This is a genomic window from Pseudomonas sp. P135, assembly GCF_020312125.1.
Classification (GTDB): Bacteria; Pseudomonadota; Gammaproteobacteria; order Pseudomonadales; family Pseudomonadaceae; genus Aquipseudomonas; species Aquipseudomonas fragariae.
Window position 1 is genome coordinate 124,138 of the sequence record NZ_JAGPYR010000014.1, and the last position, 23,950, is coordinate 148,087.

General features: G+C 58.5%; 22 protein-coding genes and 5 pseudogenes. 13 read left to right on the forward strand and 14 right to left on the reverse strand.

The features are described 5' to 3' along the window. Positions 1-83 precede the first annotated feature (83 nt). The gene (locus tag KBY08_RS19585) at positions 84-1,451 is read right to left on the reverse strand and encodes an MFS transporter (protein ID WP_046236264.1); all 1,368 of its coding nucleotides are present in this window, start codon (positions 1,449-1,451) and stop codon (positions 84-86) included. 98 nt (positions 1,452-1,549) lie between these two features. Here KBY08_RS19585 and KBY08_RS19590 point away from each other — a divergent pair, with 98 nt between their 5' ends. Continuing rightward, complete coding sequence (locus KBY08_RS19590) at positions 1,550-2,419, forward strand: LysR family transcriptional regulator (protein WP_225651242.1); 870 nt, start codon at positions 1,550-1,552, stop codon at positions 2,417-2,419. A gap of 45 nt (positions 2,420-2,464) precedes the next feature. On the opposite strand, the gene KBY08_RS19595 is transcribed toward KBY08_RS19590, so the two are convergent. Continuing rightward, positions 2,465-2,818: a putative quinol monooxygenase gene (locus KBY08_RS19595; protein WP_104684219.1), complete on the reverse strand. Its 354-nt coding sequence runs from the start codon at positions 2,816-2,818 to the stop codon at positions 2,465-2,467. 87 nt (positions 2,819-2,905) lie between these two features. After that, a complete protein-coding gene (locus KBY08_RS19600) occupies positions 2,906-3,103 on the reverse strand; it encodes a tautomerase family protein (protein ID WP_024642049.1) in 198 nt (65 codons plus the stop codon). Positions 3,104-3,362: 259 nt separating this feature from the next. Here KBY08_RS19600 and salA point away from each other — a divergent pair, with 259 nt between their 5' ends. The 4 genes and pseudogenes from salA to KBY08_RS19620 all read left to right on the forward strand — a co-directional run. After that, positions 3,363-4,652 (forward strand): salicylate 1-monooxygenase, encoded by a 1,290-nt coding sequence (gene salA / locus KBY08_RS19605; RefSeq protein WP_024642050.1) that lies wholly within the window; start codon positions 3,363-3,365, stop codon positions 4,650-4,652. 599 nt (positions 4,653-5,251) lie between these two features. Next, complete coding sequence (locus KBY08_RS19610) at positions 5,252-6,073, forward strand: C58 family peptidase (RefSeq protein WP_024660461.1); 822 nt, start codon at positions 5,252-5,254, stop codon at positions 6,071-6,073. 74 nt (positions 6,074-6,147) lie between these two features. Continuing rightward, positions 6,148-6,285, forward strand: a pseudogene (locus KBY08_RS26435) (helix-turn-helix domain-containing protein); the annotation flags it as partial. A gap of 143 nt (positions 6,286-6,428) precedes the next feature. Beyond that, positions 6,429-6,647: pseudogene (locus tag KBY08_RS19620) on the forward strand (type II toxin-antitoxin system RelE/ParE family toxin); the annotation flags it as partial. Positions 6,648-6,792: 145 nt separating this feature from the next. Here the strand turns inward: KBY08_RS19620 and KBY08_RS19625 are convergent. Then, positions 6,793-8,040 carry a hypothetical protein gene (locus KBY08_RS19625; RefSeq protein ID WP_046236261.1) on the reverse strand — a complete coding sequence of 416 codons (1,248 nt, stop codon included), beginning with the start codon at positions 8,038-8,040 and terminating at the stop codon, positions 6,793-6,795. Positions 8,041-8,782: 742 nt separating this feature from the next. Between KBY08_RS19625 and catA the strand changes: the two genes are divergently transcribed. The 4 genes from catA to KBY08_RS19645 all read left to right on the forward strand — a co-directional run bounded on the left by catA (position 8,783) and on the right by KBY08_RS19645 (position 13,430). Then, a complete protein-coding gene (gene catA / locus KBY08_RS19630) occupies positions 8,783-9,739 on the forward strand; it encodes a catechol 1,2-dioxygenase (RefSeq protein WP_032607580.1) in 957 nt (318 codons plus the stop codon). Between the two features lie 46 nt (positions 9,740-9,785). Then, positions 9,786-10,934: an NAD(P)-dependent alcohol dehydrogenase gene (locus KBY08_RS19635; protein ID WP_024642054.1), complete on the forward strand. Its 1,149-nt coding sequence runs from the start codon at positions 9,786-9,788 to the stop codon at positions 10,932-10,934. A gap of 27 nt (positions 10,935-10,961) precedes the next feature. Then, positions 10,962-12,413 (forward strand): aldehyde dehydrogenase, encoded by a 1,452-nt coding sequence (locus KBY08_RS19640; protein WP_225651243.1) that lies wholly within the window; start codon positions 10,962-10,964, stop codon positions 12,411-12,413. Between the two features lie 150 nt (positions 12,414-12,563). Beyond that, complete coding sequence (locus tag KBY08_RS19645; RefSeq protein WP_225651246.1) at positions 12,564-13,430, forward strand: transporter; 867 nt, start codon at positions 12,564-12,566, stop codon at positions 13,428-13,430. 48 nt (positions 13,431-13,478) lie between these two features. Here the strand turns inward: KBY08_RS19645 and grxB are convergent. From grxB to KBY08_RS19660, 3 genes and pseudogenes are all read right to left on the reverse strand, one after another. After that, positions 13,479-14,164: pseudogene (grxB, locus tag KBY08_RS26890) on the reverse strand (glutaredoxin 2). Between the two features lie 71 nt (positions 14,165-14,235). Then, positions 14,236-14,541, reverse strand: coding sequence for a putative quinol monooxygenase (locus KBY08_RS19655; RefSeq protein WP_060406552.1), 306 nt, complete (start codon positions 14,539-14,541; stop codon positions 14,236-14,238). A gap of 21 nt (positions 14,542-14,562) precedes the next feature. Then, positions 14,563-15,177, reverse strand: a complete 615-nt coding sequence (locus KBY08_RS19660; protein ID WP_024642058.1) for a nitroreductase family protein — start codon at positions 15,175-15,177, stop codon at positions 14,563-14,565. Between the two features lie 107 nt (positions 15,178-15,284). Here KBY08_RS19660 and KBY08_RS19665 point away from each other — a divergent pair, with 107 nt between their 5' ends. Further along, positions 15,285-16,181, forward strand: a complete 897-nt coding sequence (locus KBY08_RS19665) for a LysR family transcriptional regulator (RefSeq protein WP_024642059.1) — start codon at positions 15,285-15,287, stop codon at positions 16,179-16,181. A gap of 22 nt (positions 16,182-16,203) precedes the next feature. On the opposite strand, the gene KBY08_RS19670 is transcribed toward KBY08_RS19665, so the two are convergent. From KBY08_RS19670 to KBY08_RS19680, 3 genes are read right to left on the reverse strand one after another with little or no spacing between them, the layout of a single operon-like run. Further along, positions 16,204-16,812 carry a trimeric intracellular cation channel family protein gene (locus tag KBY08_RS19670; RefSeq protein WP_032607581.1) on the reverse strand — a complete coding sequence of 203 codons (609 nt, stop codon included), beginning with the start codon at positions 16,810-16,812 and terminating at the stop codon, positions 16,204-16,206. A gap of 7 nt (positions 16,813-16,819) precedes the next feature. Then, the gene (locus tag KBY08_RS19675; RefSeq protein WP_024660460.1) at positions 16,820-18,076 is read right to left on the reverse strand and encodes a M20 family metallopeptidase; all 1,257 of its coding nucleotides are present in this window, start codon (positions 18,074-18,076) and stop codon (positions 16,820-16,822) included. A 50-nt stretch (positions 18,077-18,126) separates the two neighbouring features. Further along, positions 18,127-18,555, reverse strand: a complete 429-nt coding sequence (locus KBY08_RS19680) for a MarR family winged helix-turn-helix transcriptional regulator (RefSeq protein ID WP_024642061.1) — start codon at positions 18,553-18,555, stop codon at positions 18,127-18,129. Positions 18,556-18,757: 202 nt separating this feature from the next. Between KBY08_RS19680 and KBY08_RS19685 the strand changes: the two are divergent. Both KBY08_RS19685 and KBY08_RS19695 read left to right on the forward strand, forming a co-directional pair. Continuing rightward, a pseudogene (locus KBY08_RS19685) lies at positions 18,758-19,643 on the forward strand (alpha/beta fold hydrolase). A gap of 102 nt (positions 19,644-19,745) precedes the next feature. Continuing rightward, positions 19,746-20,561 carry a LysR substrate-binding domain-containing protein gene (locus KBY08_RS19695; RefSeq protein WP_412548563.1) on the forward strand — a complete coding sequence of 272 codons (816 nt, stop codon included), beginning with the start codon at positions 19,746-19,748 and terminating at the stop codon, positions 20,559-20,561. Here KBY08_RS19695 and KBY08_RS26895 read toward each other — a convergent pair. Next, positions 20,454-20,855 (reverse strand): IS3 family transposase, encoded by a 402-nt coding sequence (locus KBY08_RS26895; protein WP_225650235.1) that lies wholly within the window; start codon positions 20,853-20,855, stop codon positions 20,454-20,456. The genes KBY08_RS19695 and KBY08_RS26895 overlap by 108 nt on opposite strands. Before the next feature lie 59 nt (positions 20,856-20,914). Continuing rightward, a complete protein-coding gene (locus KBY08_RS19705; RefSeq protein ID WP_011266541.1) occupies positions 20,915-21,214 on the reverse strand; it encodes an IS3 family transposase in 300 nt (99 codons plus the stop codon). A 65-nt stretch (positions 21,215-21,279) separates the two neighbouring features. Here KBY08_RS19705 and KBY08_RS19710 point away from each other — a divergent pair. Beyond that, positions 21,280-21,480, forward strand: a pseudogene (locus KBY08_RS19710) (LysR substrate-binding domain-containing protein); the annotation flags it as partial. Between the two features lie 73 nt (positions 21,481-21,553). On the opposite strand, the gene leuD reads toward KBY08_RS19710, so the two are convergent. Further along, positions 21,554-22,168: a 3-isopropylmalate dehydratase small subunit gene (gene leuD, locus KBY08_RS19715; protein WP_104684216.1), complete on the reverse strand. Its 615-nt coding sequence runs from the start codon at positions 22,166-22,168 to the stop codon at positions 21,554-21,556. Further along, on the reverse strand, positions 22,165-23,586 hold the full coding sequence (gene leuC / locus KBY08_RS19720; protein ID WP_024641766.1) for a 3-isopropylmalate dehydratase large subunit: 1,422 nt from the start codon (positions 23,584-23,586) through the stop codon (positions 22,165-22,167). Before leuC ends, leuD begins: the two co-directional genes overlap by 4 nt. Positions 23,587-23,950 lie beyond the last annotated feature (364 nt).

The following is a 23,950-nucleotide window of genomic DNA, read 5'->3' on the forward strand; positions in this document are numbered from 1 at the left end:
GTGCGGTGTGGTGGCTCCCGCGATGCGGCAGTGGTTGTTGCGGGAACCTTGAAGTTCCACGGACGAATCAATCGCCGAGATATTCACGTAGCGACGGGTAGCCGGGACGAGCGGGTTACCCAATGGCTCACAGCAAGGCAGAACAGCAGCGCCAGTGCGCAAACGATCATTGCCCTGGACAAACCGTGAGAAAACGCAGCGGGCTCGGTGCTGGTAATCATCGCTCCGAACACTGCCACGCCGACGACTCCTCCCAGCTGCCGCGCAGAGGCCATCAGGCCGGAGGCCATGCCGGCATCGGCCCGGGAGACAGACGACAACATTGAGTTGGTGATGGACGGCACTGATGCGGCGCTGCCTATACCCACGACCATCAAGGCAATGTTCAAGTACAACAACGATGAATCGGGTGTGACCCTGGACAGCGCCAGAAAGCCCAGTACCTGAATCAGGAAGCCTGCGGTAATGATCCGCGTCGCACCCACCCGTTTGGCTATACGCGACGAAATCATGGTGGAGACGGTCAGCACTGCCGTTAGCGGTATGAACGCAATCCCCGTTCTGAAGGCGTCGTAGTGCAGAAACGACTGGAAGTAGATGCTGAATACGAACACCGTCCCATAGAACGTGAGGTTGATAGCGGCTCCGGCCAGAGCGGTGGTTGCCAACACCCGGTTGCTGGCCAGACGTTTTGGTAGCAATGGGTGTTTTAGCCGACGCTCGATCATTACAAATGCGATCGCGCACAGCACTGCAAGTCCCATGGCCGAAAAAGTCTCGATGCCCCAGCCCTGTCCGCTCAGCTCGGTCAGCCCGTAGGTTAGCGATGCCAGGCACATGGCAATGCTGATCTGTCCCGGAACATCCACTTGCCGTTCAATGCGCGGCGATGGCGGGGCGTAATGCATGACCAGTCCGATCGCCAGAATCCCGATGGGTACGTTGATCCAGAAAACGCTGCGCCAGCCCAGGTATTCGATCAAAAGGCCGCCCATCACCGGGCCCGCAGCCAGGGCAATACCTCCACAGGCACCCCACATCGCGACTGCAGACCTGCGTTTATCGGGGTCTTCAAATGTCAGCCGTATGAGCGTCAGGGACGTCGGGACCAACAACGCCGCGCCGACACCCTGAACGATCCGCATGCCGATGAGCATGCTCATGTTGTTCGACAGGCCACAGCCGATGGAGGCAATCGTGAAAATCGCAAACCCCGAGGCGAATACGGTTCTGGCGCCGAACGTGTCGCCCCAGGCACCGCCAAGAATCAACAGTGCCGAGAACGCCAGAGCGTAACTGTTGATGACCCACTGCAGGCCCGTGAGGTTTGTATCGAAAGCGGATTTCAGCGCGCCCAACCCGACGTTTACGACGCTGACATCAAGCTGGACCACGAGGAATCCGAGGCAGGCTGCGATCTGAATGGCAGCCAGGGATGAGGTTTTTGACATGGTTTCTATCGTCACAATGCTGAGGCAGTGGATGGAAAGTATCGGTTGGCAGTCAATGCGTAAATACTAAACTCCGCTGACCATCAATGCATATTTGCATGGCTTATGAACTGGGAAGATCTTCAATTTTTTCTGACGATTGCGCGGTCGGGCAGTTTGTAGGGCGCGGCGCGTGTCTTGGGTGTCAACCAAGCTACCGTCAGTCGTCGACTGGCCTCGCTGGAGCAGCACTGAATGTTCGGCTGGTGGACAGACTTGCGCGCGAGTCCCGCCTGACAGGGGTAGGGCAACAAATATTGCAGGATGCGCTGGACATTGAAGCGAAGTCTTTTGCCATTGAACGCAGGTGCCTGGCCTCCAGCACAACTGTCAGAGCAAAGGTCTCCATCACTGCGCCGCCGATACTAGCCAGACATTTCCTGGCCCCACATGTGGCTGCACTGGCGCGCCTGCACCCGCTCGTTCAGCTGAGTATTCTCAGTGAACCTCACGTGGCCTCGCTGTCGCGCCTTGAAGCAGACCTCGCGTTGCGACTGGCGCTACCGATCGAAGACACAGACATCATCAAGAAGGTAGGGCAGATGCGGTTCGCCCTGTATGCCGGTTGCGATTATCCCCATGCACAAGATGCCGAGCAGTGGGAGTTCATTGGCTATACCAATAGGCAAGCAGACTTCGCCCATAAAAGATGGCTGTACGAAGTCATTGGCTCCAAGCGTTTGGCCTGCGAACTGGCGGATCTGAGCCACCAGTACGAGGCCGCCTGCACCGGCATCGCCGTGGCAGGAATACCGTGCTTTCTCGGGGACGCCGACCCACGTCTTACCCGACTGGAGAGCAGCATCCCTATGCTTGACCTAGACATCTGGGTCGCCATGCACCCGGACAGTCGCGGCGACCCGGTGGTCCGTCATATCTCGCAGACCATTGCACAATTACTCGAATCCGCCGGCCTTGGGCTGCCTTGAACACAGCCTCTGCGTCCGGAATAGAGTGCGCGTCATCCAATCCTTTTAACGGCTGAAGCCGTCAAACGGCGTCATGTACACAGCGCCAAACGGATCCAGGCGTTTACGGATCTCGGCGTCAGGCGTGCCGTACACGATGAGGCTGGTGATGGTGCACAACTTCAGAAAGCGCGCGCCGAACGGGGCGAAGGTTGTGTCCACATGGCTGACGACGGACTCCACCTTGTAGCGCTCAAGGATGTGGGCGACGCTCTGGTCTTCGTTCACGCTGTACTCGTAAACCAGCGTGTCAGGTTCTTGCTTGGTGGCCTCGACGATGCGTGCAATCAGAGCTTTGAACTCCGGAAAGTCGCCAGGCTTGATGGCCAGGGTGAACTGGCAGGAAATATAAGGATGCATTGGGAGGATCTTCCGTCGAAGAGCGTGCGTGACGCCTGGGAGGATGCATCGCTGGCTTAGCCGATGCACTGAGTACGCTGTAACAGATCAGGGTTTGGCAGGCGCCTCACCAAACAACTTGCCGGCACCTGCCCAGTCGGACGGTGCTACGTCTTCGAAGATAACGTAGATGTATTCGGCGGGGGTGCCGGTGTTTTTCACGATACTTTCAGTGATCTCGGCGGCAACAGTGGCTTTCTGACCGTGCTCTTTTCCTTCAAACCAGCTAACGCGTACGACGGGCATGATGTTTTCCTTTTGGGTATTGAAAAGGCCCGAGGCTCGGGCCATCAGATGAGCCCATGCTAGTGTAGATCACACTAGTGATAAACCGCCTGAAACTATAAAGTGGGTAGCGTTAATCTCTACAATTGCAGGGCTTAAGGCCCAAGCCAGAGCCGCTATTCATGCTGGTGATAGATTTTATGCATGTTACGCCATTTATCAATAACCCTGGGTATGGGCATGATCGGGACATTCCAAAAACAAAACGCAGGTCCCTCCCATGAGCAGTATTCAATCAAGACTACAGATCGCAATCGTCGGTGGCGGTATTGCAGGCGTCGCGCTTGCGCTGGATTTGTGCCGCCATCCTCATCTCGATATTCAGCTGCTCGAAGCCGCCCCCGCATTCGGTGAAGTCGGGGCAGGGGTGTCGTTTGGCGCCAACGCCGTGCGTGCCGTCGAAGGGTTGGGCATCGGTGAGCCCTATCGGCGCATTGCCGACCGTACCCCTGAACCCTGGCAGGACATCTGGTTCGAGTGGCGTCGTGGCGAGGACGCCGGTTATCTGGGTGCAAGCGTCGCGCCGGGCGTGGGTCAGTCGTCAGTTCACAGAGCCGACTTTCTGGACGCTCTTGCGTGCCAGCTTCCGGCCGGCATCGCCTGTTTCGATAAGCGTGCGGTCGAGGTTGAAGAACTCGCCGAGCGCGTTCGAATCCGGTTCACCGACGGAACTGAACACGCGTGTGATCTGCTAATCGCAGCGGACGGCATCAAGTCCTCGATCCGCGATCATGTCCTGCGAGGTCTGGGCCAGCCTGCTGTGGCTCCCCGGTTCAGTGGCACCTGCGCCTATCGTGGAATGATCGACAGCGAGACCCTCAGGGCGGCTTACCGCGCCAATGGCATTGACGAACATTTGATCAATGTTCCGCAGATGTACCTGGGCCTGGACGGCCACATCCTCACCTTTCCAATCAAGCAGGGCCGGCTGACCAACGTGGTGGCCTTTATTTCAGATCGCAGCGTTCCCGAGCCGCAATGGCCCCGGGACAAACCCTGGGTGAAAGACACGACCCAAGCCGAGATGCTCGACGCGTTTTCGGACTGGGGAGACGCGGTCCGGGTTCTGCTGGAGTGCATTACTGCACCGACCCTCTGGGCGCTCCATGACCTGGCAGAGCTGCCCGGTTATGTCCACGCTCGCGTGGGCCTGATCGGTGACGCTGCCCACGCCATGCTGCCTCATCAAGGCGCCGGAGCCGGTCAAGGTCTCGAAGATGCCTGGCTGCTCGCGCGGTTACTGGCAGATCCTCAGGTGAACACCGGCAGCGTCCAGCGCGTGCTTGAGGTTTACGACGAAGTACGCAGGCCGCGCGCGTGCAGGGTTCAGCGTACGTCCTGGGAAGCCGGTGAATTGTATGAGTGGCGTGATCGCGAGGTCGGCGCCGCCCCATCCCTGCTGTCGAAAACCCTCGCCAACCGATTCGACTGGCCCTGGCATCACGACCTGGAAAACGACCTGGCGAGCGCTCGTGCTCAACTCGGATGGCAACCCGCCGCCGTTCGCTGATAACCCCGGTCCCGGGGCCAATTGCTCACATTCAATTATAAAAAAGGAGCCACCTCATGGCTGTCGGTATTGCAAACAGGGGAGCCTAGAGAATTCGGAAAAAATCGTACGCTAAGGTTTCCGACTTGTCGTAACGCCTGAACTTACGCTCTTCCAGCTCTGCCGTTAGACGTAATCGCCGGTCAGGTTCACGTGCTTCCAACCCAACGGCGACAGGTACTGATACAGGTCGGGGTTGTAAGCCGGAATCCCAGAAATTCCCGTCACCCAGTTCCAAGTCCAGCCATGAGTACATCCAAGCGGCGGTCTCGACGGGGGCGACAGACCTTATGCATAGGAATTTAAAAATGCCTATGCATCAAGATGGAACTTTTCCTTGCTCGTTGCCACACACTTTAATTTTGCAGGGTCAGTTACCCTGCAAGCCAGTAAGCGGAGAAAATCAGCATATGGTGGTTATCAACAGAGCAGGGGCATCTGGCGCTTATTTAGGTGGGTACACAGAGTCTGAGCGAGCGAGCGCTCGCGACTCGAGCAGCGCTAGACCCTCGAACAGTCCGCAGGTACCGCCTACTTCGACGGCTCCAGCCGGGCGTGAGATGCTTTTGCTACGGTCCACGGAGTTGTCGCGCCGAACCAGAGAGCGGCTCGAGCAGAGCTTTTCGACAGCGGAGGAAGACAAGCAGCAGGCTACTAGCATCGGTCAACGTGGCAGAACGAGGGTCAGGTTAGGGGCTGGTCTTCATCGGTTAGAAATACTTACTCACCAATCTGTTGAACGCGGCTGTTCATCGTCGAAGGCCTTGAGTAGTTCAGATGACGACGTGTCCTCTGCTGAGTCCTCTGAGGCGGATATCGACGCAGTATTTAACTATAGAATTGCAGCGTTGAATAATGCGAACGCTAGTCAATCTTGTATGGGCTTGGCAATCCAATGGTTGCGATTGCGTGATGAGGGGGAGGCGAGTTACAGAATGGAGGCGCTGGATCTTGACCATGCTTCGGACATCCAGAACCAATACAAAAATGCAGCAGGTTCAGTGAGCGGGTCGCGGGATCAGCGAGAAGCAGGTCGAATATCGGCGCGCAAAACCCTTTTGCGAAGTCAAGATTTGCAGCCTGTAGGTGAACCCTCGGTATTCCATGCGGATCGGCAATCGACCGCATTGCAAAAAATTGCGCGCGATGGTAGCGCCCATTTGATCAGCTTGTGCTTTGAAAACAATGGAAAGCGTGTAAGGCATGCCATCACTGCTTCCAGCTCCGAAGGCAGTGTGAACCTCTTTGATCCAAACTATGGCGAGTTCTCTACCACTTTACCGGAGTTGCCTTTGATGTTCCAGAATCTGATGACCAGATACGGCAGTCGACTGAATGGGCACCTGCAATTGGAGAGCATGGTTATTCAGCGTGTGGAGTGACGCTGCTCGATGTATAGGGATTTCAAAATTCCTATACAGTGCAGTCCGCCGAAAAAGGCATCCTGGTCAAGTAACGTGGAGCTTACCGGGCTCGCAAGAAGACCCTGTCCGACGAACAGGCGGTCGCAGTCCGGCAACTGGGCTTCCGGGAACCGAAAGCCCAGTTGGCCCGTGAGTTCGGTATAAGTAGGGAAGCCCTCTACCAATACCTGTCGCCGTTGGGTTGGGAGCACATCAACCTGACCGGCGATTACGTTTGGCGGCAGAGCCGCAAGCTGGAAGACGGTAAATTCAGGCCGTTACGACAGCTCGGAAAACCTTAGCGTACGATTTTTTCCGAATTCTCTAGGCTCCCCTTACCCGATTATACGAGTGTCTGGCCTCGGTGAATCAGCCTGCCGCCGCACGAACAGTGCAGCAACTTACCGCCGCACCTACCACGCTGCTGACCAATCCGCGCATTGGTCAGCGACTTGAAGAATTTGAACCGCGGGATGTACGCCGAATCCATGTTGGTCATTACGATATGCGCTGCGAGATAGTCGAATCGACTATCTCGCTGCTGCGCCTGTGACACACCCGCGAAGACAGATAACTCCGCTAGCAAGCCGCTTCCCACGATCGGGCATAACGCCTCCTTTATAGCCTCAGCTTGATGCATAAGCATTTTAAAATGCCTGTACATCAAAAAGCGATCATTGGCAATGCGCGGACGATCGCTAGGCTTGGCAATGTGCCCGGAACATATCCTGTCCTTCCCGAATCCGCGCCACCAGTTCTTCGTTCGAGTAGCCGTCGAATTCGTTGGCATCAGGGGCCATGGATGGTGATAAACCTGCGGAAAGCAGCAGTTTGTTGAGGAGCAGGCAACCGAAAGTTCGTGCGTTGCCATCCATGAACACGTGCGCGCGCTCCAGGGTGGCGCACGTTCGTGCCACCACATGCAGTGCGGCCTCTGCGTTGGTAGTCCTTTTTATCTCGTGATAATGCGTTCGGAGCACATTTTGCACCAGCTTCGTAACCTCTTTGCGGCTTTTTCCCGGGCACGCCCAAGTAACCCCGGCGTTGCCGCGCTCTACCTCATCCCAGTCGATCGGACGATTATCCCTGCTTCGAAACTCAGCCCACCCGGCGAACCGGGACTGGAACTTTTGCAGGTCGCCGAGCCCGGCCGGAGTCAGATTCTTGGGGTGATCCAGGCCGAACTGGATCAGCTCGTTGTGTCGATACCCACCCGCCAATGGCATTAGGTGATGCGGCAAATGGTAGATTGCCGACGCTGCGCTACTGATCTTATCGCTGATATTGCTGCCAGGCGCGGTAAGGGCGGCGACTGCATTCACGGCTTCGTCGGCATCGACGCCGGACTGCCAAGGATGCATGACGCTGCGCTGGAACACGCCATTGACAGCGATGTCGTGCAAATTCTCCACCCAAGTAGCATCGATTTCGCCTTTTTTCCTGGACGAGGAACCCGCTTCCGAGTCGATGACGAATTTTAAGCCGCGCGACATACCACCCATGTAGCCGGGCTCGTTGTCAAATCGCATGCCGGATGCCGCACCGTGATCATTCCAACGCTCTTGCTCAATGCAAAATTTCCAGGTGTGGGCCACCGGGAAAGACTGAAAAGCCGGGTGTGTGCGCATCGAGTCGGCGAGCTCGGCTTCCCCTTGCAGTTTTTCCCTGACCGCATAAAGTCCGAATTGCAGAACGTTTTTCAAACCTATATCCATATTGTTCGCCCCGCGCCCGGTGCTAATAGCTTGCCTGAGCGCCTCTGCGGCCTCGATCGGCGACAGGTTTTCCGCGTTTGAAATCGAGGCGATATCGTCGATCACATGGGTCAGCAAGGCGCCAAATCCAGGTCCGTCCAACAGCTCGCGAATGCTCGAACCGTTGTCGAGCTCCGCTTTGAGCTGTTGCAGATGTTGAACAGCCTGTCCCTGCCAGAACCAATTTCTCAAAGCGCCAACTGACGCGCCGCCTGGGGGACTGAAAGCCCTGAGCCTGTCCAGCGATACGCGGGGAGAGGTTCTGTTGGAGGAGCGGCCAGATCGACTCAGCGGACTATCGGCAATCTCTTGCCTGGGGCTTTCCTGCCCTATCGAACTCCGATCTTCGTGGCGCTCGACAACATAGTTGTTCGCTCTGCCACTGGCACCCGTAACGTTGAAACATCCCATAGCATAGTTCTCTGTACAAGATAGTGGATATGCATTCAACGTCAGCGATAAGCTCTCGGATTGGCGTTGGCTCACTGCCGCTTTTAAAGGTTTTCAACCGCTAACGATGAAGTTACGCATACACCAAATTTTCATTAAAATGGCCGTATTGTGTGGCATCTGGGATGGATTCAGTTCCTTGCAAACGTAGGCCAACGCCAAAGTTTTTTAAACGTCGAAATCCCTATAAAACCTGCATTAATGCAAGTCATTTCACCGTGAGACTCATGTGGGGACGCACCTTCCCACTATCATCGGTCGCCTAAGAAACGGGATTTTAACAAGCCGAAAACGGCCTCATTGAGCAGCCAAAACATATACGGAATACCGTGTCGGATAGCAAAATCAGCCGGAAACCGCTCTGTTGACGTTTTCCGACGGAGTTTCCGGCGATTACGGCACAGCCCCCCATTAAATCTGACTACTGGTAATTCTGGGCAATAGGAGGCACCGGAAAAGAAGCGCACTCAAGCAGATTCAGCTTATCGTACGATTTTTTCCGAATTCTGTAGGCTCCCCAAACACGCCTGAAGTTCTCGCGTTTCTGGCGGACGCTGCAGGATTGAAAAACACCGCGGGAAGCGCGCGAAACAAGCAGATCGTCTTCCGGCTGCTGCAGGAAACCGTTCGCCTGACCGAGGAGCTGGACGTCAGCGATGACGAGTTCTGGTCGGCGGTCGAATACCTCAACCGGCTCGGTGCAAGCAATGAGGCCGGCCTTTTGGCTGCAGGGCTAGGCATCGAGCACTTCCTCGACCTGCGCAACGACGCGATACAGACACATGCCGGTCGAACCGGCGGGACGCCGCGTACCATCGAAGGGCCGCTTTATGTCGCCGGCGCCCCCCTGTGCGAAGGCTATGCACGGCTGGACGACGGCGCCGAGGGCGATGCCGCCACCGCCATGTTCGTGGAGGGGAAGGTGGTTGACCTGCAGAGCCAGCCGATTGCCGCAGCATGGGTTGACGTCTGGCAGGCGGACACCAAAGGCAACTACTCTCACTTCGACAAAAGCCAGTCCGCCTACAACCTGCGTCGCTGGATAGTGACCGACGAGCAGGGGCGTTACCGCTTTCGCAGCATCGTGCCGTCGGGGTACGGGTGCAACCCGTCAGGTCCGACTCAGGAATGCCTGAACCAGCTTGGGCGCCATGGTCAACGTCCGGCGCATATCCATTTTTTCGTGTCTGCGCCAGGGCATGAGCATCTGACCACCCAGATAAACCTGTCCAACGATGCCTACCTCTGGGATGACTTCGCTTACGCCACCCGCGACGGACTGATCGGCGAGGTCCGCTTTGTCGAAGCCACCGAGCAGGGCCGCAGGGAGGAGGTCGAAGGGCGGTTTGCAGAGATGACGTTCGACTTCCAGCTGCGCCCGGCGCTGGATAAAACGGCCGAGCAGCGAAGCAACCGTGTGCGGGCACTGCCGGCGTTGTGACAACCGATTCCACACCCCGGTCGACAATAAAAAAGAGGATCACCGCATGTCCCCGAGTCAGTCAAAACCTATTGAAATCACTGTCGCCGTCTTGCGTCAGGCAGGCGCAACCCTGCGCCTGGAGCAGGCCGAGCTGAGCGCCCCGCGCAACGACGAAGTCCGCGTGCGCGTGGTGGCGACAGGCGTGTGCCATACCGACATGGTCGTGCGCGATCAGTTGTTTCCCACGCCACTGCCTATCGTTCTGGGTCACGAAGGCGCGGGCGTGGTCGAGTCAGTGGGCTCGGCCGTAACCACTGTCGCGCCCGGCGACCACGTCGTGATGACGTACATGTCGTGTGGGCTGTGCTTGCCGTGCGAGACCGGACACCCGGCCCATTGCTCCCACATGCACCCGCTCAACTTCGGCGGTGGTCGTCTGGATGGCAGCACGGCGACGTGCAGCTGCGACGGGAACGCCCCCATCCATGATCATTTTTTCGGTCAGTCATCGTTTTCGACGTACGTCGTCGCCAGCGAACGCAACGTGGTCAAGGTTTCCAAAGCCGCCCCGCTGGAACTGCTGGGCCCCTTGGGGTGCGGAATTCAGACCGGCGCAGGCTCCGTTCTGAAGGCCATGAAGGTGGAGGCAGGCGCGAGCTTCGCCGCATTCGGTGCAGGCGCGGTAGGCCTGGCAGCGGTGATGGCGGCCAGGGTTGCAGGCGCCACTACCATCATCGCGGTGGACGTCACCCCCAGTCGGCTGGAAATGGCACTTGAGTTGGGGGCGACCCATGTCATCAACAGCCGGGACGAGGACCCCGTGCAGCGCATCCGTGAAATCACCGGCGGTGGCGTCAACTACAGCCTGGAATGTTTCGGCCGCGCGGAAGTGTTGCGACAGGCGATTGACGCGGTAACCACCCTGGGGACCTGTGGCATTGTTGGCGCCACCAAGATGGGCACGGAAGTGGCCTTCAACGTCAACGACGTCATGATTCCCGGCAAACGAATCATGGGCATCGTGCAGGGCGATGTCGTCGCCAACGCATTCATCCCCACCTTGGTCGACTTGTATCTGCAGGGCCGCTTTCCCTTCGACAAACTGTGCCGCTTCTACTCCTTTGACCAGATCAACGAAGCCATGGCTGACAGCGAAAGCGGAATCACGATCAAGCCCATCCTGCGCATGCCGACAGCGACCGATCCGGCCTGAACCCCTGACTCATAAAGGTAGCGAACGATGAATGTGCAACTGGTTATCGACAACCAAAAACAGGACGCCGCCAGCGGCAAAACCTACCGCCGAATGGACCCTGTCAGCGCGCAACTGGTCACCGAAGGGGCAGCGTGCGGCATTGAAGATGCGTTGCGGGCAGCGGCCTCCTCGCAACACGCGTTCAAGACCTGGTCCAGGGTTGGACCGACCGAACGTCGTCGCCTGCTGCTGGCGGCGGCCGACGTGCTGGAAAGCAAGATGGCGACGTTCTGCAGCGTGATGGCAGAAGAAATCGGCGCCTCACAGCTGTGGGCGCAATTCAACGTGGGGGCCTCTGCGAATCTATTGCGTGAGGCTGCGGCACTCACCACTCAGATCAAGGGTGAAACCATCCCGAACGACAAAGCCGGGACCCTGTCCATGACCCTCCGCCAGCCGGTGGGCACCGTGTTGAGCATCGTCCCGTGGAACGGGCCGGTGATATTGGGCGCCCGGGCGATTGCCTACCCGCTGGCGTGTGGCAATACGGTGATTTTCAAAGGCTCGGAGAACAGTCCGCGTACTCACGAGCTGCTGGCGCAATCCTTCCATGAAGCAGGCTTTCCTCCCGGCGTTCTGAACTTCATCATTTCGGCCCCCGAGGACGCATCGGCCGTTACCGAAGCCTTGATTGCTCACGACACTGTGCGGCGAATCAACTTTACGGGCTCGACCAATGTGGGGCGGATGGTTGCGCAGACCAGCGCCAGATATCTCAAGCGGCGCCTACTGGAGCTGGGCGGTAAGGCGCCCTTTATCGTTCTCGACGACGCTGATCTCCACGGCGCGGTGAACGCGGCGGTGTTTGGCGCGTACCTCTATCAGGGGCAGATCTGCATGTCGACCGAGCGCTTCGTCGTTGACGAAACGATCGCGGACCGGTTCGTCGAAATGTTTGCCGCGCGTATCAGCGGCCAGCAGACAGGAAACCCGGTTTCGGCGCTAGCCTGTGTGATCGGGCCGATGATTTCCCAGGGCTCGATCCAGCGCATCAATCAACTGCTCGGCGACTCCACCCGCAAGGGCGCAAGGATTGTGGCGGGCGGTTTGGCGGAGCAGGCGTTGATGAGCGCGACGCTGGTCGATCACGTCAATTCGTCAATGGATATCTACGATGAGGAAACCTTCGGACCGGTTACCACCGTCGTCCGGGTGAAGGGGGCGGAGCAGGCGCTGTCAGTCGCCAATGACACTGCGTATGGACTGTCTTCGTCAATCTTCAGCCGTGATGTCAGCCGCGCGCTGGAGTTGGCGAGTCGTCTGGACGCTGGCTGCCTGCATATCAACGGCGCGACGGTACAGAACGAACCCCAAGCCCCCTATGGCGGCATGAAGAACAGCGGCTACGGCCGGTTTGATGGCAGCGCCGTGATCGACGAGTTCACCGAAGTGAAATGGGTCACCGTGGAGCCGTCGGACCAGCCTTATCCCTTCTAGGGATAACACACGGCATAACCCGACCTGTCAGGCGGCCCTGCGATCAGCCATCGTTAGGGCCAGCGCGTACTCACCCATTCAGGGTTGCGAACAATGAATAATAATAAATCGTACGAACCGGCACGCCTTATCCAACATGTTAATTATCCGATGGTGGGATCAGCGCTGATGCTTGTGCAGCCAGGCGCCCAGGCGACGGAGGGCGGGGGATCCTCCTACCCCATGGGGGCGGAAAATTATATGACCGGGGCCATGCCGCCACCGGGTCTGTACGGTCAGATATTCGTCGAAAGTTATCGGGCAAATGAGCTGCGTGACAATCGGGGCGGCGAGGCGGTCGACGATTTTCATCTGAGCGCAGACGTCATCGCGCCAAGGCTGATCTGGGTGACGGAGCAAAAGGTGCTCGACGGTGCCCTGGCCTTTCACGTCAACGTTCCGCTGGTTGACCTGCGGGTCGACGTCAACGGCCAGCATCAAAGCAAGAAGGGCCTCGGCGATGTCATCTTCGGCCCTGCTCTGGGCTATCACTACAGCGATAAATTCCACGCGCTCTACGCGCTGGATATTTTCGCCCCAACAGGACGATATGATCGTGGGGACCTTGCCAATATCGGGCGCAATTACTGGGCATTCGAACCCATCGCGGCGTTCTCTTACGTAGACCCCGCAGGGCTCAATGCCGACATCAAGATGATGTACGACTTCAACTTGCGTAACTCAGACACCGACTATCGATCGGGCCAGGAACTGCACGCAGACTATTCCCTAGGCTGGGGCGTCGGCCATGGCTGGATACTGGGCGTCGGTGGCTACATCTATCGCCAGACAACCGATGATCGCCAAGACGACGACCGTGTGGAAAACAATAAAGGCCGAGCCTTTGCGATAGGTCCGGCAGTTAAATACAGCGGTTCATCCGAATGGTCCGTCACCGCAAAGTGGCAAAAGGAAAGTGACGTTCGCAACCGTCCCGAAGGCGAAGCGTACTGGATCAAACTTACCGTGCCACTTTGAGGAAACCCCGAACTGACTGTCGAACCTTGATCGCCGGACGGACCGCTATTAAATGGCGATGTGATCGTGGAGGTCGATGCCGGTACGTTCGGCCATGCGCAAGCGGTAAGCCTGGACAGCGGGCGGATACACGATACCGCGTACGATGGACATGCTGCGCAAGGTCGCAAACAGATGGACGTCATCTTCCGACAGCTCGCCATTCACTGCGTCCGGCGACTGGATGATTGGCTCCAGCGCCAGCAGATGACGGTTCAGCGTCGCGATATAGTTGGCGCTGGCCGCCAGTGATCCTTGAAGCTGCCGAGCATGGCCTCTTTGTTGCGCGTGAAATAGGCGCGTGCAGCCGGTGTGGAGAACTCTTCGAAACCGGCATTCGCCCACCGTGGAATAGCCAGGGAGTAGAGCGGGCCGGTCACTTCGCTGTTCCAGTCTGTCAGGGCCGGGTTGCTGGCGCCGGTCAGGACCCGGTCGCCGGACAAGCCATCGACATGGGCCACAATGTCCATGCTTTCGGCGATGTAGCGCCCGTCGTGCTCCAGAATGGGGGCCATTTTCTTGCCGATCATCCGCTTTGGGGTGGCCTCATCGTCGTTCAGGAGAATGACGAGATCGAATGCGGTGTCCTTCAATCCGAAAATCGTGCGCGCTTTCACGCAGAAGGGGCAGTGATCGTAGACGTACAGCTTCACGGTGTTCGAACTCCAGACAATAGGGCCTCGCGACAAAGGCACTGGGCAATGGGGACGCAAGGCAGGCCCGGACCAGGCGGACAACCTGCTCGAAGGCAGTCGTCAGCAATGATTCAGTTTGAATAAGCGGCAAAAAAGATGATGTCGGGTTTGCCGATCATCAAATGTTCGGCGTCGCGCTCGAAGGCGTGGAAGTGCGGTTGAGTCAGATGCAGGTCGAACGCCTCGCGGTCTGCATAAATTTCATGGAAGACCACATAGCTCTCATCATCTTCAGGAACGAGAACATTGAAGGCCACGCAGCCCGTTTCCTGGCTCAGCGAGCCTTCGGCGTCTGCTGCTGCCACTCGCAGGCACGCGGCGCACGCACCGGGATGCAATGCAATTTTGGCGATGACGACAAAGGTAGATAACGACATTGGGTTTTCCATTAAAAAGAATCAGACGATCGACAGGATGTCGCGTGTTGCCCTGCGTGGTTTTTGAGGCCAGTTATTGGCACCTGCGCGTCCCACAGTCACCAGCATCACGGGAACTTCACGGTCCCCCAGATTGAACGCCGCGGCGACGCCTGCCTGGTCAAAGCCGATCATTGGCGTAGACGCCAGACCTTTTTCAGTGGCGACCATCATCAGCGTCATGGCTGCCAGAGAGGCTGACCGAACCGCCTCATCGCGTTGCATCCCAGGATTGTCCGCGTACATCCCCTCTACGGCCCCAACCCAACCTTTGAACGTCGCTTCGTCCAGGATTCCTGCGTCCACGGAAGGGCGCAACGAACCGGCGATGGTCTTGTGCGGGTCAAGTGTCCCGCAGACGATAAATGTTACGGCGGCGTCGACTACCTTTTCCTGGCTATAGGCCAGAGACAGTAATGTCGCTTTCGAAGCCTGGGTGTGCACGGCGATGAAGCGCCAGTTCTGCAGATTAAACGCGGAGGGTGCATGGCGTGTCAGGTCGATCAGGCCACTGATGTCCTGCTCCGATAAAACGTGAGTGGGATCATAACTGTGAGCCGAGAAGCGCGACTGGAGGGCCTGGGTGACAGTGACCATGAGTGTTCCTTGCCGTGGTTGAGCGAGGCACCACTCTATGTGCTGCATTGTTGAAAGAGAATGCCTGCCAATGAGACCATGGGTTTCATGAATGAGAGGGAAAACGTATGGATCTCAATGCGGTGCAGATGCTTGTCAGCGTCGTGCAGGCGGGCAGCATGACGGCTGGCTCCGACCGTCTGGGCGTGCCGTTACCCACGGCAAGCCGACGGATTCGCGCGCTGGAGCGGGCGCTGAACGTTCAGTTGCTGGAGCGCTCTGCCAGAGGCGTCAAGCTGACCGAAGCGGGGACACGGCTGTTTGAGCATGCCACTCGCGGCCTGGAACTGATCCAGGAAGGCGAAGACGCCGTCATGAGCGATCAAGCCCATGTTCAGGGGAAGCTGCGTCTTTCAGTGCCGCCCTCATTCTCGCCCTGGTGGCAGCTTGTTACTGACTTTCAGAATGAGCATCCCGATATCCGCGTTCATCTGCTGTCGACGGAGCGTCGTGTTCACCCGGTCGAGGACGGCATCGACGTGGCGCTTCGCGTCGGGGAGGTGGAACACGAAGCACTGATCGCACGGCATCTGCTCGATTATCGCCATGTGCTGGTCGCCAGCCCCCGGTTTATCGCGACCCACGGCCGGCCGATGACGCCGGAAGATCTAAGCCGTTTTCCCTGTGCGACGTGGAGCCTCGGCACCAATACCAACAGAACATGGCGATTTGCAGGTACCTCTGTAGCGCCAAACACAGTGCTGTCGACGAACGACAGCATGCATTTACTGCACAGTGTATTGGCCGGCGAGGTGATTACCGAACTCCCGCCCTTCATCGTAAAGGACGCCATTGGACGCGGCTTGTTAGTGCCGCTGCTATCGGAATGTCCGTTGCCGTCAGCGCCCTTGAATCTTCTCTATCCTGCCCATCGTCATCCTTCTGCCGTGGTGCGCACTTACCTTGAATACTGTCGCCGAAAAATCCCGTGGCTGGTGGAGGCTTGTACGGCAGACGCAACGTAGCGCATTCAGCGGCCCCGGGACTTCAGATGACGGGAAAGCGCCAACCAAAGCGCAACGACCCCAGACGCAGCACGATACAAACCGAGGCGGCGAACCATGGCGTCCACGCCGAGCCTGCAACCAGTTGACTGAGCGCAACCTCGGCAGCGGCCCCTGCCAGCGCGGCAGAGGCGTAGATCTCCCGTTGCAAAATCGTGGGCACGCGGGACAGCAACACATCCCTGAGCACCCCACCTCCCACAGCGCTGACCACGCCCAACGCAATGGCGACCTCGGCCCCCGCACCCACGGCCAGGGCTTTTTTTGCTCCCGCTACTGCGAACAGCCCCAGGCCGATGGCATCGAAGAGTTGCACCGGTGACCTTAGCCGATTCGCCGCCGGATCCGCCCATATCACCCAGGCCGCAGCCACCAGGGATACCCCCAGGTAGCGCCAGTTCGTCAGGCCCGCAGGCGGCAGTGTGCCCAGACACAGATCGCGGACAATTCCCCCTCCGCAGGCGACGACGAAGGTGATGGTGGCGATACCGAACAGGTCCAGTCGCTGCTGACGCGCCGCCACTGCGCCGCTGACGCCAAACGCAAACGTCCCCAGCAAATCGAGCAGTGTGTAGATCCAGTCACTGTGCATCGTGGGTTTACTCGGTGCCTGCGAACCAGGCGAATGACGCACAGAGCATGGTTTCCAGACCGGTGCGCAAGGTAGGGTGCAGCAACGGCGCAAATTTGGGCGAATGGTTGCTTGGAATGCGGTTGATCTGGTTATGCGCCTTGGCTTGAGCGTAGATCTCCGGGTCCGTACAGCCGACAAACCAGAAAACGTACGGCACTTTCCAGGTGCGGCCGAAAACGCTGAAGTCCTCGCTGGCCGCGGCGGGCGCGGTTTCAAATGCGCGCTCGCCAAACCAGTCACCGAATGCGTAAGCCAGACGCTCGGACGCCTCGGCATCGTTGACGGTCAACGGGTAGCGATTGAGCGTGGTGAATTCAGGCATGCGGGGCGCGTTGGAGGCCGAGCATTCGGCGCAGCAAATGCGCTTGATTGCCCCCAGCATGTGCTCGCGCACGCCCTCATCGTAGGTGCGCATGTTCAGCTTGAGGGTGGCGTCATCGGGGATGATGTTTTCCTTGGTGCCTGCCTGCAACGAGCCTACGGTCAGCACGGCGTGCTCCAGCGGAGATATTTCTCGCGAGACAATGGTCTGCAGGCGCAGCACGGTGGATGCCGCCATGATGACCGGATCAATCGACGTCTGTGGCTGCGAGCCGTGGGAGCCCTGGCCGAATAGCTTGATCTTAAAGCTGTCACCGGCCGACAGGATGGTGCCACTGCGGTGGCCGACTGTCCCGGCCGGCCCGACCATCACGTGCTGGCCCAAAATGATGTCGGGTTTGGGGAAGCGTTCGAGCATGCCGTCATCGATCATGTTCTGTGCCCCGGCCCCCACCTCTTCGCCGGGCTGGAAAACGGCTAACAGTGTGCCTTGCCAAGTGTCGCGGTGCTCGGCGAGTACCCGCGCCGCGCCCATCAGCCACGTGACGTGCATGTCATGTCCACAGGAGTGGCAAACGGGCACCTCCACGCCGTCTTCGTTTTGGCTGACCACATCGGCGGCGTAGGGCAGACCGGTGGCTTCGGCCATGGGCAGTGCGTCCATGTCCGCGCGCAGCATGACTACCGGACCATCGCCGTTGCGCATCACGCCGACCACCCCGGTCACACCGATTTCACGTGTAACCTCGTAGCCATAGCGCTCCAGGTAGTCGCCGGCGATTTTCGCAGTGCGGTACTCGCACATCGACAATTCCGGGTGGCGATGCAGGTCTTTGTAGATAGCCTCAAGCTCCGGCAGCAGGGCATCGAGATCGGGAATCAACTTTTTCAGGGACGACATGGGTTACTCCTTATAAAAAGAGGGCAAAAGATGTGGGTAGATTTAGTGCGTTATGATAGTGGCAGGAGGCTGTTCACCAGCTTGGAAAGCAGTGCGTCCAGCGTTTCACGCTCCTGTGGCGAAAGGCTGCCGATCAGGCGCTTTTCAAGGTCGGCACCCACGATCGAGGAGTCCTCGGCAATCTGGGCGCCCAGGGCAGTGGAACGCAGCCCGACGCTTCGGCGATCGACAGGGTGGGTATGGCGAGAAATCAGCGCACGCGATTCCAGCAGCGCCAGGGTTTTGGACAGCAGGGTCTTTTCAAGCATGGCGCGAGCCGACACTTCCTTGGGCGTAATGTCCGGGCACGCCTGAATCAGGCGAAGCACTCGCAGCCCACGAACATCCAGATCCCAATGATCGCGGTAAACGACGTTGGCGCGCTCCATCAGCAAGGCGCTCGCCATATCGAGTTTGAAGTTCAGAAAGTCGGAATACATGGACGGCTCCAGTTGGATTGCTGAAGCATAACAATATAGTTGAATGTTTCAACTATATTTTGCTGGCGGTCATCCAGACAGCGGACAACTATGGTTCGCTTGCCGTGCTACACACTTCACGAACGTTGCCTCTACGTTTGGCCTATTGCCGCGCGCTTCGGTTGATCTCAGGATTCAGCCTGCGCCCTTACGGAGTCGAATCATGTTCGCTGGTTTCGAGAAACAACAACGCCAGGTCAATGGCCTCACCATCAGCTATCGCATCAGCGGCAGTGGCCCTGCGCTGTTGCTGTTGCACGGCCACCCTCAGACCCACGTCATCTGGCACAAGGTCGCCGAGCAGCTGGCGACGGAATTCACCGTGGTCGCCGCTGACTTGCGTGGCTACGGCGACAGCGATAGGCCGGCTGCCGATGCTGAGCATTTGCATTATTCAAAGCGTGAGATGGCGCTCGACGCTGCCGAGTTGATGAAGTCCCTAGGCTTTGCGCAGTTCAGCGTGCTTGCCCATGACCGGGGGGCGAGGGTGGCCCATCGTCTGGCCCTCGATCATCCACATGCCGTCAAGCAGATGGTGTTGCTCGACATCGCGCCCACCCTGACGATGTACACGCAAACGGATGAAGCCTTTGCCCGCGCCTACTGGCACTGGTTCTTCCCCATTCGCCCGGCGCCATTGCCGGAGAGCCTGATCGAGGCCAATCCCGAACTCTTTTCTGCGCAGTGTGATGGGCAGCCGCAGCGCTGGCATGCAGCCGTTCACGGCAGAGGCGTTTGCCGAGTACCTGCGCTGCCTGCACATCCCCGGCAGCGCGCGGGGCATTTGCGAAGATTACCGCGCCTCGGCCGGCATCGATCTGGAACACGATCGTGCAGATATTGCTGCGGGTAATCAGCTGACGCTCCCATTGTTGGGGTTGTGGGGCGCCGAAGGCACCGTCGGGCGCTGTTTCGATCCGCTCAAGGAATGGCAGCAAGTAGCCACCGATGTACGCGGCAAGGCGTTGCCTTCAGGTCATTACATCGCTGAAGAAGTGCCGGAGCTACTGCTGGAAGAGGTGCTTGGGTTTTTTGCTGAACGCGTCTAGCCAAGCTCCATAAGTGGCGCAGCAACCGCCCGTTGATGCGATGTTATCCTCGCGGTTCCCACCGCCACGCATGCCATTTTGATGATCGACAAGAAAGGCTCCATGCCCCTCCCCGAAGACCTGCGGGTATTCCTCGCCGTGATCCGCAAGGCCGGTTTTGCAGCGGCCGCCGATGAGCTTGGCGTGTCGGCGGCATACGTCAGCAAACGTATTCAGATCCTCGAAAAAACCCTGGCGACCCGTTTGCTGCACCGCACCAGTGGCCGTATCACGTTGACCGACGATGGCGAGCGCGTAAAGGACTGGGGGGCGCGCATCCTGGGAGACTTTCAGCATCTGTCTGACGATCTGGTCGACGCCCATGACAACCCCCGTGGCCGGTTGCATATCTGCAGCACGTTCGGCTTTGGCCGCAATTACGTGGCACCCGCGCTGGCGTTGCTGGCCGACCGCTACCCGGAGCTGGAAATCCGCCTGGACCTGTTCGACCGGGTGGTAGATATCGTCAACGAAGGCTTCGATCTGGAAATCCGCGTGGGTGACGACATTCCCGGCCAGCACATCGGACGTCAGTTGGTTAGCAACCGACGTATTTTGTGCGCGGCGCCCGACTACCTCGAGCGTCGCGGAACGCCTGCGCAGCTGTGTGATCTTGAGCAGCATGAATGCCTCGTCCTCAAGGAGCGCGATAACGCCTTCGGGGTCTGGGTGCTGGAGCGTGACAGCTCGCAGGAAAGCGTGCGGGTCGGCGGCCCCTTGTCATCCAACAGCGGCGAGATCGTGTTGCAGTGGGCGTTGCATGTGATCTGGTCAACTGATTCCGGACACAGTTATAGAAGCTACGCCGCCATTTTTTTCCTGATCCACTGGCGTGCGGTATTCGTTGTAGCTGTGCAGCCTGACCTGGTTGGGGGCTGATACTTCAAATTGGCGGTCCAACAAATTCTCGGCAAATCGGGATTGCACGACGCTATGCCGATAAGGCCTTGGTCGACGCTGACAGCTTTGCAAACCCGCCTCGGCCATCAGACGACCAGCCAAAAACCTGCCAACCTGCTCACCCCGGGCTTTCAAGGCCGCTGACAAACTGCGAGCTCCCATTGATCGGCGACTTTGAGTGTGTAATTGAATCGCCTCGAACTTGAGCCGCTCTCTGTCGGGATCAACTCGATCTCGCTGCTTCAGATAGTCGTAATACCGGCCGCGGTTCATTCCAAACACACGGCACAAGTCAGTCACAGTAAAGCGCTCACTCAATTTCTCGATCAGAGTCACCGATCGAGGGAATCGGACATCAAGAGAGCGGTAGCCTTTTTTAGGATTTCCTTCTCGATTTCAAGCTTGCGAATTTTGGCATGCAGAGCTTGAATCTGTTGTTGTTCAGCGGTCATGGCATTAGCCGTTTCAGGCGTTACTCCCCCGCGCTCCTGCCTTAACTGCTCAACCCAGCGACGCAGTGCTGTTGCCCCGACACCCATAGCCTCGCAGGCCTGAGCGGTTGAATAATTGGCATCAAGAACAAGGCGGGCAGCCTCAAGTCTGAACTCGGTTGGAAACTGACGTTTTGACATCGGACACCTCATCGTTGAGCGGTAGGGTACCGCTCCTTTGGGTGTGTCCGGAATGATTAGGCCACATCAATGGGCGAGGGGTGTTGCTGCGTTCGATGTGGGATGTCAAACCGTTCCTCGATCAGGGCCGGCTGATTCAGGTGCTGCACGATTACGGGCAAAGCGCCAACGTGTGGGCGGTCTATCCCACGCGGCTTGCTCACTCGGGAAAGCTGAGGGCATGCGTCGAGTTTCTCCAAGCGCACTTCGCGCAGCTGTCGATCTGAACGTCGATTCTGGACAGGGCAGGGCGCACGGGATTGTGCGCCTGACCGTGCGGTTATCGAGATAGCCCTTCCATCACGACAACCACGGATTTGCGGCCAGATGCTCGCGTTCAAATGCCTGTATCTGCTCGCTGCGCTGCAGGTTGCTGCCAATGGCATCCAGCCCAAGCAACAGCGCGGTTTTGCGCAAGGTGTCGATCTGGACGTGAACCACTTCATCCCCGTGCAGGAGAATTGTTTGTTGGTTCAGGTCGATGGTGATCCCGGACGTCTCCGGCTGCGCAACGATCTCGCCGATGCGTTGCACCGTAGCGGCCTCAAGGCTGATCAACAGCACACCGTTACGCTGGCAGTTGTCGTAAAAGATGCCGGCGAAGCTCGTGCCAATCAGCGCGCGAATGCCTCTCTGCCTGAGGCCCCAGACGGCATGCTCCCGACTGGAACCGCAGCCGAAGTTCGGACCGACCACCATGAAGCGCGCACGCTGCCAGGGGGGTTTATTGAGCACGAATGCAGGGTCTGGCTGCCCTGACGGCAAAAAGCGCACGTCGTGAAACAGCCCGTGCTCCAGCCCGCTGCGGTCAATCCCCTTGAGGAATTGCTTGGGCATGATCACGTCGGTGTCGATATTGGCCGCCAGCATCGGCGCAGCGGTGCCGGTCACGCAGGTGAAGGGATTCATGCTCATACGCGTTCCCCTGATGGCCGAACATCCGTCAGATGCCCGCTGATTGCAGCGGCTGCCACCATTGCCGGGCTCATCAAGTGGGTGCGTGCACCGGCACCCTGACGGCCTTCGAAATTGCGATTGGTACTCGATGCACAGCGGTCTCCCGGGGCGAGTACATCATCGTTCATGGCCAGGCACATGGAACAGCCCGATTGGCGCCACTCGAAGCCGGCGTCCCGAAAAATGGCTGCCAGGCCCTCAGCTTCAGCCTGGTCGCGAACGGCGGTGGAGCCCGGCACGACCATGGCGCGCACGTGCGTTGCCACTTGCCTGCCGCGAATCACACTGGCTGCATCGCGCAGGTCTTCGATACGGGCATTGGTGCAGGAGCCGATAAACGCGTGGCTGATGACGATTTCATCCAAAGGCTCGCCGGGCTTAAGGCCCATGTAGGTCAGGGCGCGCTGCATGTCCGCGCGCAGGATGAGATCACTGACCTGCTGCGGGTCCGGAACCCGGGCATCAATGGCAGCCACCTGATCGGGACTTATGCCCCATGTGAGCATCGGGAGGAGGGTACTGACGTCGAGCGTCACCTCATGGTCGAACACGGCGCCCGGGTCGCTCCGCAAGTGGCGCCATCGTTCGACCGCACGCTGCCATTGCTCGCCTTTGGGTGCGCGCGGCCTGCCTTCCAGGTAGTCGAAGACTTTCTGGTCAGGTGCCATGAATGCGCCACGAGCGCCGGCTTCGACGGCCATGTTGCAAATGGTCATTCGCGCCTCGACGCTCAGGGCATCGATGGTCGCTCCGGCAAACTCGATGGCAAAACCCGTGGCACCGGACGCGCCGATCTGACCGATCAGGGCCATGATGACGTCCTTGGATGTCATGCCAGGCGACAAGGCACCCACGACGCTGATTCGCATGGTTTTCAAGCGTTTGTAGACGAGTGTCTGCGAAGCCAGCAGATGCTCTATTTCAGAGGTGCCGATGCCGAAGCCGAAGGCACCCAGTGCACCGTAAGTAGTGGTGTGGCTGTCGCCTGCGGCAATGACCATCCCGGGGAGAATGAACCCCTGTTCGGGGGCGACGACGTGCTCGATACCCTGGCGCTTATCAAGAATGTCCAACAGCTCGATCCCGAAGTCCTGACAGTTCTCGGCCAGATAAGAAACTTGCCGCGCACCACCCGCATCGGGCATGACGGCGGTCCGTTCAGGAGCGGTCCGGTTGACGTGATCGACCACCGCCAGCGCCGCCCCGGGACGCCATACCTTTCGCCCGGCTTCGCGCAAGCCGCTGAACGCCTGCGGGCTGGTGTATTCGTTGATGACCTGACGATCGATGTACAACAGGACATGACCCTGGTCGTCCAGCGAGCACACCGTGTGCGCATCAATGTGCTTTTGGTAGAGGGTTTTGGGGCTGCTCATAATGAACTCTCGGATGGGGGACACTCGCGGGGACACTTCCAACAGGATAGGGACCGGGGTAATACCATCAAGAGCCGCTTCGGAATCCATGGATCTACGATGCGTGTGTGACTGACGAGACCTCCTGGATCCGCAAAAGAGATGAGCGGCCAGTTGAATGATTGCGCAATCAGTATAGTATTTTCACCATCGGGACGTGAGCCGCGAGGAGCGCTCCCTTTTTTTAGCTGGATATGATTGCGCAATCATTACGCCGCCGACGTCCCGTGAAAGGTCCGCCGAGCCGCGTACGACACATCACAATAAGGAAAATAAAAGTGATCCCGACCGACCCTGAAGTGAGGACGAAAGTCCGCTACCTCAT

Coding starts and splice junctions, on each gene's coding strand:
- salA (WP_024642050.1), top strand. CDS start 3,363: ATGAGCAGTATTCAATCAAGACTACAGATCGCAATCGTCGGTGGCGGT.
- leuD (WP_104684216.1), bottom strand. CDS start 22,168: ATGAGCATGAATCCCTTCACCTGCGTGACCGGCACCGCTGCGCCGATG.
- KBY08_RS19680 (WP_024642061.1), bottom strand. CDS start 18,555: ATGTATTCCGACTTTCTGAACTTCAAACTCGATATGGCGAGCGCCTTG.
- KBY08_RS19695 (WP_412548563.1), top strand. CDS start 19,746: ATGCCCCTCCCCGAAGACCTGCGGGTATTCCTCGCCGTGATCCGCAAG.
- KBY08_RS19600 (WP_024642049.1), bottom strand. CDS start 3,103: ATGCCCGTCGTACGCGTTAGCTGGTTTGAAGGAAAAGAGCACGGTCAG.
- KBY08_RS19610 (WP_024660461.1), top strand. CDS start 5,252: ATGCTTTTGCTACGGTCCACGGAGTTGTCGCGCCGAACCAGAGAGCGG.
- KBY08_RS19670 (WP_032607581.1), bottom strand. CDS start 16,812: ATGCACAGTGACTGGATCTACACACTGCTCGATTTGCTGGGGACGTTT.
- KBY08_RS19595 (WP_104684219.1), bottom strand. CDS start 2,818: ATGCATCCTTATATTTCCTGCCAGTTCACCCTGGCCATCAAGCCTGGC.
- leuC (WP_024641766.1), bottom strand. CDS start 23,586: ATGAGCAGCCCCAAAACCCTCTACCAAAAGCACATTGATGCGCACACG.
- KBY08_RS26895 (WP_225650235.1), bottom strand. CDS start 20,855: ATGAACCGCGGCCGGTATTACGACTATCTGAAGCAGCGAGATCGAGTT.
- KBY08_RS19635 (WP_024642054.1), top strand. CDS start 9,786: ATGTCCCCGAGTCAGTCAAAACCTATTGAAATCACTGTCGCCGTCTTG.
- KBY08_RS19585 (WP_046236264.1), bottom strand. CDS start 1,451: ATGTCAAAAACCTCATCCCTGGCTGCCATTCAGATCGCAGCCTGCCTC.
- KBY08_RS19655 (WP_060406552.1), bottom strand. CDS start 14,541: ATGTCGTTATCTACCTTTGTCGTCATCGCCAAAATTGCATTGCATCCC.
- KBY08_RS19640 (WP_225651243.1), top strand. CDS start 10,962: ATGAATGTGCAACTGGTTATCGACAACCAAAAACAGGACGCCGCCAGC.
- KBY08_RS19665 (WP_024642059.1), top strand. CDS start 15,285: ATGGATCTCAATGCGGTGCAGATGCTTGTCAGCGTCGTGCAGGCGGGC.
- KBY08_RS19590 (WP_225651242.1), top strand. CDS start 1,550: ATGGCTTATGAACTGGGAAGATCTTCAATTTTTTCTGACGATTGCGCG.
- KBY08_RS19675 (WP_024660460.1), bottom strand. CDS start 18,076: ATGTCGTCCCTGAAAAAGTTGATTCCCGATCTCGATGCCCTGCTGCCG.
- KBY08_RS19645 (WP_225651246.1), top strand. CDS start 12,564: ATGGTGGGATCAGCGCTGATGCTTGTGCAGCCAGGCGCCCAGGCGACG.
- KBY08_RS19660 (WP_024642058.1), bottom strand. CDS start 15,177: ATGGTCACTGTCACCCAGGCCCTCCAGTCGCGCTTCTCGGCTCACAGT.
- KBY08_RS19705 (WP_011266541.1), bottom strand. CDS start 21,214: ATGTCAAAACGTCAGTTTCCAACCGAGTTCAGACTTGAGGCTGCCCGC.